The 6,646-nt window shown below is 63.1% G+C and carries 7 protein-coding genes; all 7 read left to right on the top strand.

What is annotated here, in order from left to right; translation table 11 throughout:
• Positions 1–238: 238 nt before the first annotated feature.
• Positions 239–1,159, top strand: coding sequence for an MSHA biogenesis protein MshI (locus PSTU_RS0113390; RefSeq protein ID WP_019341532.1), 921 nt, complete (start codon positions 239–241; stop codon positions 1,157–1,159).
• Positions 1,159–1,764 (top strand): PilN domain-containing protein, encoded by a 606-nt coding sequence (locus PSTU_RS0113395; protein WP_019341533.1) that lies wholly within the window; start codon positions 1,159–1,161, stop codon positions 1,762–1,764. Before PSTU_RS0113390 ends, PSTU_RS0113395 begins: the two co-directional genes overlap by 1 nt.
• The gene (gspM, locus tag PSTU_RS0113400) at positions 1,757–2,422 is read left to right on the top strand and encodes a type II secretion system protein GspM (protein WP_019341534.1); all 666 of its coding nucleotides are present in this window, start codon (positions 1,757–1,759) and stop codon (positions 2,420–2,422) included. The genes PSTU_RS0113395 and gspM overlap by 8 nt, the downstream gene beginning before the upstream one ends.
• Positions 2,415–2,747 (top strand): Type II secretory pathway component, encoded by a 333-nt coding sequence (locus PSTU_RS0113405; RefSeq protein ID WP_237709873.1) that lies wholly within the window; start codon positions 2,415–2,417, stop codon positions 2,745–2,747. Before gspM ends, PSTU_RS0113405 begins: the two co-directional genes overlap by 8 nt.
• Positions 2,744–4,345, top strand: a complete 1,602-nt coding sequence (gene mshL, locus PSTU_RS0113410; RefSeq protein ID WP_019341536.1) for a pilus (MSHA type) biogenesis protein MshL — start codon at positions 2,744–2,746, stop codon at positions 4,343–4,345. Before PSTU_RS0113405 ends, mshL begins: the two co-directional genes overlap by 4 nt.
• Before the next feature lie 8 nt (positions 4,346–4,353).
• Positions 4,354–5,286: an ExeA family protein gene (locus PSTU_RS0113415; RefSeq protein WP_019341537.1), complete on the top strand. Its 933-nt coding sequence runs from the start codon at positions 4,354–4,356 to the stop codon at positions 5,284–5,286.
• Positions 5,283–6,646: tetratricopeptide repeat protein (locus PSTU_RS0113420; protein WP_019341538.1), on the top strand; the 1,364-nt coding region annotated here is incomplete at its 3' end. The genes PSTU_RS0113415 and PSTU_RS0113420, both read left to right, overlap by 4 nt.

The following is a 6,646-nucleotide window of genomic DNA, read 5'->3' on the forward strand; positions in this document are numbered from 1 at the left end:
TCGGCAGATGCGTGCTCTGGTGACGGCTGGTTTGACCGAAGCATAGCGATTGCCGATATAGCGAAAGTTTTTTGACGCGCTTCGTTGTAACGAGGCGCAAGTGACGGTGATTGGACTGGACAACGCTTTTTGTTAGGCTTCCGCGCACAAGGGTGGCAATCTGATATCAATTGAAGCGTGTGTCCCGTCTCGTGTTTACAGTTCTGCAAGTCGCGAAGCGGCAGGAGTGCCTTCCCTGATGGGGCTATTTTTCAAGCGTCGCAAAACCGCTGCGGCTGGGCTGCTGGGCCTCGAGTTCGCGCCGCAAGGCGTTGCGCTCGCGCAGGTCCAGCGCGCTGCCGGCGGTGCGCCGCAGATGCTGCGTTGCGACTACCTTGAAGGCCAGCCGGAGGCGCAAGCCGAGTTGCTCAGGCAGATCGTTGCCGACCATGGCCTGACCGGTATGCCGGTCAATCTCCTACTACACCCTTCGGCTTATCAGATGTTTCTGCTGGAAGCGCCTGAAGTTCCGGCCGAAGAGCTGCGTGACGCCATGCGCTGGCGCGTCAAGGATCTGCTCAGCGAGCCGCTTGAAGACGTCGTCATCGATTGTTTCAGCCTTCCTGAAGATGCCTATCGGGGTCGCACGCGCATGGTCTATTGCGTGGTGCTGAAAAAATCCAGGATGAAGGAGTTTCGCGGGTTGGTGCAGCACGCCGGTCTGACGCTGGCGAGCATTGATATCACCGAGATGGCCTTTCGCAACCTCGGGCTGCTGGCGGGCGCCGATGCCATCAATCTGGCGCTGTTGCGCCTGCGCACCAGCGAAGGCCTGATTAGTGTGCAGAACGGCGCCGACCTCTATATGGCGCGGCGTATCGAACACGGCCTGGCGCGCGCCGAACAGGACCTGTCCAGCACGACGCTGGAAATCCAGCGCTCGCTCGATTACTACGAAAGCCAGTTGGGCAAGGGCTACATCAGCCGACTGCTGCTATTACCGATGAAGCAGGACGGCGAGCGGACGCATCAGGCGCTGGCGGCCGGGCTGGCAGTCAATCTGCAACGGCTGGATCTTCGCGATCTGTTCCCGGGCCAGCCATCAGCGGACCTTACCGAATCGAGCCAGGCCTTCTGTATCGGCGCAGTCGGCGCAGCCTTGCGTCAGGATGCACGCTGATGCAGAACATCAACCTCTATCAACGTGAACGCCGTAGCGGCGGTGGCCCGCGACCCAGGCAGATGCGGCTCGGTGCCGCGCTGGTTGTCGCGGTGCTGGCGATTCATGGCGCATGGCAGGGTTGGCAGCTGCATGCCGCTGGCCAAGCTGCCGTATTCGCCGAACAACAGGCCGCGCAGGCAGAGGCCAGGCTAGACGTGGTCAAGGCAGATTTCCGCGAGCCGACGCTTGACCCGCAGCTTCCGCTGCAACTGGCCGAGCGCGAAGCCGAGAACCGCGAACTGCAACGATTGGCCGATCATCTCAAAACGCTGGATGCGCAGCGCAGCAGCGGCTTCTCAGCGCTGCTGCAGGGGTTGGCTGATCGGCATCCACCGCAAGGGCTGTGGCTGACTCGGATTCGCCTGCAGGCGGGCGGGGACGAGTTGGCGCTGCAAGGCCTGACGCAGGATCAGGAACTTCTCCCGCTGTATTTGCAGAGTCTGGGGCAGAGCAGCGCGTTCAGCGGGCGAGCGTTCGCCCGTTTCGATCTTCAGCGCGACGACCGCGACCTGCTGCAATTTCGCTTGTCCTCGCAAGCGATGACGGAGCCGGACGATGAATAAGCTCATCCAGCATTGGCAGGCCCTGGCGCCGCGCGAGCAATGGCTGACCTATGGCGTCGGACTGGCTCTGCTGATCATGCTCTACGTGCTGTTGATCGCCGAGCCGCTGGGCCTGCGCATTGCGGCCGAAACCAGTCGGCAACAGGACGCGCATACCCGTGTACTTGCTGCCGACAACAGCCTGCTGGAAATCCAGGCCAAGCTCGCGGCCGATCCGAACCTGAGCTACCGCCAAGCCTTGGCGGCCGCTCAGACCAGCCACGACAACCTGCTGCAGCGCATCGATCTGGAAACCAGCACGCTGATATCGCCGGCCAGAATGAAGGGACTGCTGCAGGCGCTGTTGCGCAACCAGACCAAGCTGAAACTGGTCGGCCTGGAAAGCTCGAGCGGGCCGCTCGCCATGCCTGCAGCCGTAACCGCCGAAGGCACGGAACAGAAGAAACCGCCTTTGGTGTTCTATCGCCATGGCCTGCGCCTGACGCTCGAAGGCGGCTATTTCGACCTGCTGGCGTATCTCAACGCGATCCAGGCGAGTGGCTGGCGCCTGCATTGGGACAGCCTGAACTACGAAGTAGGCGAGGAGGGCGCCGGCCGGGCTCGCGTCATCCTCGACTTGCATACCTTGAGTCGCGATGCGGGGTGGGTTGGTGTTTAAGTTTGCCGTCAAGATCCTCGGCCTGGCGTCGCTGGTCGCCGCCGCACCTGTGTTCGCACTTGACCCGACCCAGCCACCCGCCGGACGAAGCGTCAGCGACGCGCCAGTCGAGGCCACCTCGGTGTTGCGCTTGCAGGCCATTCTGCGCAACGGAGGTCGTGCTCACGCCGTGATCGACGGGCAGACCCTGAAGGCTGGTGATCACGTTGGCGACGCCCGTATTGCCGAGATCCGCGCGCACTCCGTCGTCATCGATCGCCAGGGGCAGCGGCAAGAGCTGCACCTGAGTACCCCCATCATTCAAACGAGCCGTACCCAGCCATGATGCCGACCCAGATGTCTCGCTTCGGCGTGTTGAGCCTGTTCTGCCTGCTGTCTGCCTGCCAGACCTTTGAAGACGGCGATAAGCGCCTGTACGAGCAGAGCAACCGGTTGTTCGAGGAGAGCCTTGAGCAGAACCAGCTGAAGGTTGTCCCGCCGGTTTCGGTACAGGCCGGTCTGATCCCACCGTTGGCGATGGGCGATAGCCGCATCATGACGGGACCACGTTTTGATGTGGCGGTCAGCGACATGCCGGCCCGCGAGTTTTTCCTGAGCCTGATGGAAAGCGCTGGAGAGAATCTGCTGGTGCATCCTGGGGTGACCGGCAACGTGACCTTCAGCCTGCGTAACGTCACCCTCGAAGAAACCCTGGCGGCTGTTCGTGACAGCTACGGTTACGATTACCGCCGCACAGCTTATGGCTATCAGATCCAGCCCAATCAGGCGATCACCCGCACCTACGATCTGGACTACCTCAACGTTCAACGCCAGGGCATGACAGACACGCGCGTGAGTTCGGGTCAGGTCACCAGCAGCGAAGATACTGGGGTCGGCGCGGCCGGCACCACGACCAGCACCAGCTCGTCGACGGTCAACGCCAGCCAGTTGCTGACCACCAGCAACGTCGACTTCTGGAGCGAAGTGCGCGCCGTGATCGAGATGATGATCGGCGGCGAGGAGGGTAATCAGGTCGTGGTCAATCCGCAGAGCGGCTTGCTGGTAGTGCGAGCCTCCAGCGCGGACCAACAGGCGGTTGAGCGTTTTCTGGTTCAGGCGCAGCGCAACCTGCAGCGCCAGGTCATTCTCGAAACCAAGATTCTCGAAGTAAACCTGTCCGATGGCTTTCAGTCCGGCATCAACTGGGCGCAGCTCGGCAGCATGGGCAACGCCGATTTCAGCCTTGGCGTGCAAGGCGACACCCTGAGCGGACCGAACAGTGTCGGCGGTGTGTTCAGTGCAGCTGTGCAGGTCGGCGATTTCAGCGGTGTACTGCAGCTGTTGGAGACCCAAGGCGAAGTGCGGGTGCTGTCCAGCCCGCGGGTTTCCACCCTGAACAACCAGAAGGCGGTGATCAAGGTCGGCACCGATGAGTTTTTCGTGACCGATGTCTCGACCACTACCACTTCCCTGGTCGGTGGCACCACCGCGCCGGATCTGGATATCACCCTGACGCCGTTCTTCTCCGGAATCTCGCTGGACGTCACGCCGCAAATCGATGAGAACGGCCAGGTCACGCTGCACGTGCGGCCCACCGTCAGCCGCGTGCAGGACCAGAACAAGAGCATCCAGCTGGGCGGCTCGGACAACGTCTTCAATCTGCCGCTGGCGCTTTCGACCACGCGTCAGTCCGACTCCATCGTGCGCGCCCGCAGCGGCCAGGTTGTCGTCATTGGCGGTCTGCTGGAAAACCGCAATACCAATACCGATGCGAACATCCCCTGGGCATCGAAGCTGCCGGTGGTAGGCACGTTGTTCCAGCAGCAGCGCAAGGCCCTGCAACAGACCGAGCTCGTCATCCTCATGCGCCCGCAGGTGGTGGACGACCAGGCCTGGCTGGATGATCTGCGCAAATCCGCCGAATCCTTTCGGTCGATCAGGTAACGGCCGGTATGTACGAAGCATTTTTCGGCCTGCGCGAGAAGCCATTCGCACTGACGCCGAACACCGGCTTCATGGTCCAGCTGGCGCCGTATCAGGCTTGCCTCAATCTGCTGCGCGTGGCGCTGGGCGAGGGTGAAGGCTTCATCAAAGTCACCGGTGAGGTCGGCACGGGCAAGACGCTGCTCTGCCGTGCGCTGATGAATGAACTCGACGCCGAACGTTATCAGGTCGCCTGGTTGCCGAACCCGACGTTGACGCCGATGACATTGCGCCAGGCGCTGGCGCACGAACTGCATATTGCCGAGGCGGCCGAACTGGACAACCACGGCTTGCTCACCGCGCTCCATGCGCGCCTGATCGAGCTGGCAGCGCAGGGCAAGAGCACCGTCCTGCTGATCGATGAAGCCCAGGCGCTGCCGACTGCGACGCTGGAAGCCTTGCGCTTGCTGACCAACCTCGAGACCGAACACCGCAAGCTGCTGCAAGTGGTGCTGTTCGGCCAGCCGGAACTGGACGCGACGCTGGCCCGTGAAGATTTCCGCCAGCTGCGTCAGCGCATCACCTTTTCCTACAGCCTGCGACCGCTGGACATCAGCGATGCCACGCGCTACTTGCAGGAGCGTCTCGCCGTCGCCGGCTACCGTGGCGAGCCGTTGTTCAAGGCTGCGGCGGTACGTTTGCTGGTACGCGGTAGTGGCGGGATTCCACGGTTGCTCAACATCCTGGCGAACAAGTGCCTGATGGTGGCGTTCGGTGAAGGGGCTCGTCAGGTCCTGGCCCGCCATGTTCGCCGGGCGCTGGAGGATACCGAAGGTGCGGAACCGTTCTGGCGAAACGCCTCAAGAATCCTCGGTTGGAAAATGGCCGCCGGCTGCCTGTCTCTGACGCTGATCGTCGGTGCTTGGCCGTGGCTGGCGCAACTGGCCGAGGTGCTGCCGTGAGCCTGGTCAACGACATGTTGCGCGATCTGGAGGCGCGCCGTGCGGCGCCGGCTGAACGTGAACAGCTGGGCAGTCTCTATGCGGTGGACGAGGCCGCTGCAGCAAGGCGCGAACGCTACGGGCGCCTGCGTCGCGCGTCGCTGGTGGTTGCGGCCATTGTGGTGGCGGCCGTTGGACTATTCCTGTTGTCCGAGCGCCTGCAACTGGTTGCCCAGCCCACTGTTGTCTCGGCACCTGTTGTCCCGACATTGATTGAAGAGGTTGCATCGCCGCTGGAAGTTGTCCCCATGGCGCAACTCCTGGACGTATTGCCGCAGAACGACGGGCAGCGTTTCGTTCTGCAACTGCTCCTTGATCGATCCGTCGGTTATCAGCGTATCGATACGGCTGGCTCGGTCAGCATCCAGCTGCAAGATGTTCAGTACACCGGGGAGGCCCGGAGTGGGCGCATCGAGAAAGATGGCCAGACCCTGTCCTGGCGCGTCGAGGCGCGGGATGGCGACGTCCATGTGTTGATCGTCGGTTTCGGCAATCGGTTGACTGTGGCTGATCGGCTTGAGTCGATTGGTGATCGCGCACAACTGTGGTTGGACGTGTCGTTTGACAGCGCGGCGGATGCCGACCCGCAATCCGTATCGATGCAGGCTGCCGAGTCGCCGGATCTGGACGAGGCGCAGCTGCCGGACTGGGTAACCCGCGAAGCCGAACCGGCGGAGGCGCCAAGCGAGCCGGCGCGTGTCAAGTCGGCTCCCGAGCCAGAGCCCCAGTCCCTGCGCCGTGCGGCGGCTGCCGTCGAACCCGCTGCCCCCGCAGGCGCCGGAAACGTCACGATCGGTGCACATCAGCCCGATGCGCTTGCCCTGGCCCGCGACGCGTTGGATCGCGGTGATCATCTGTCGGCTATCCAGCAACTGCAGACACTGCATCAGGCACAGCCGGACAACCCGGAGATCAGCCGCTGGCTGGCCCGTGCGTACCTCAGCGCCGGCGACACCGCCGCATTGCTGAAGTGGCTGCCGGCTCAGCTGCAGGCGCGCCCGTTCGATGCGCAGCTGCGCGAGCTGCTTGCACGCGGCCAGTTACAGCTCGGCGACCAAGATGCAGCCATCGCGACGCTGCAGCAGAGCGCACCGTCCTTACAGCGCAACACGGCGTATCACGCGCTGCTGGCAGCCCTGTACCAGCAGGTCGGCGACTGGTCGGCAAGCGTGGCCACCTACCGTCAGTTGGTGGCTGTTCAACCAGGGCAGGGCGCATGGCAGCTCGGCCTGGCGATCGCGCTGGAACAACTCGATCAGCCGGCGCAGGCCGGCCGACATTACCGGCTCGCTCTTCAAGGGCAGGGGCTGGGTGAAAGCGC

Source organism: Stutzerimonas stutzeri SDM-LAC (genome assembly GCF_000235745.1).
GTDB classification, from domain to species: domain Bacteria; phylum Pseudomonadota; class Gammaproteobacteria; order Pseudomonadales; family Pseudomonadaceae; genus Stutzerimonas; species Stutzerimonas stutzeri_H.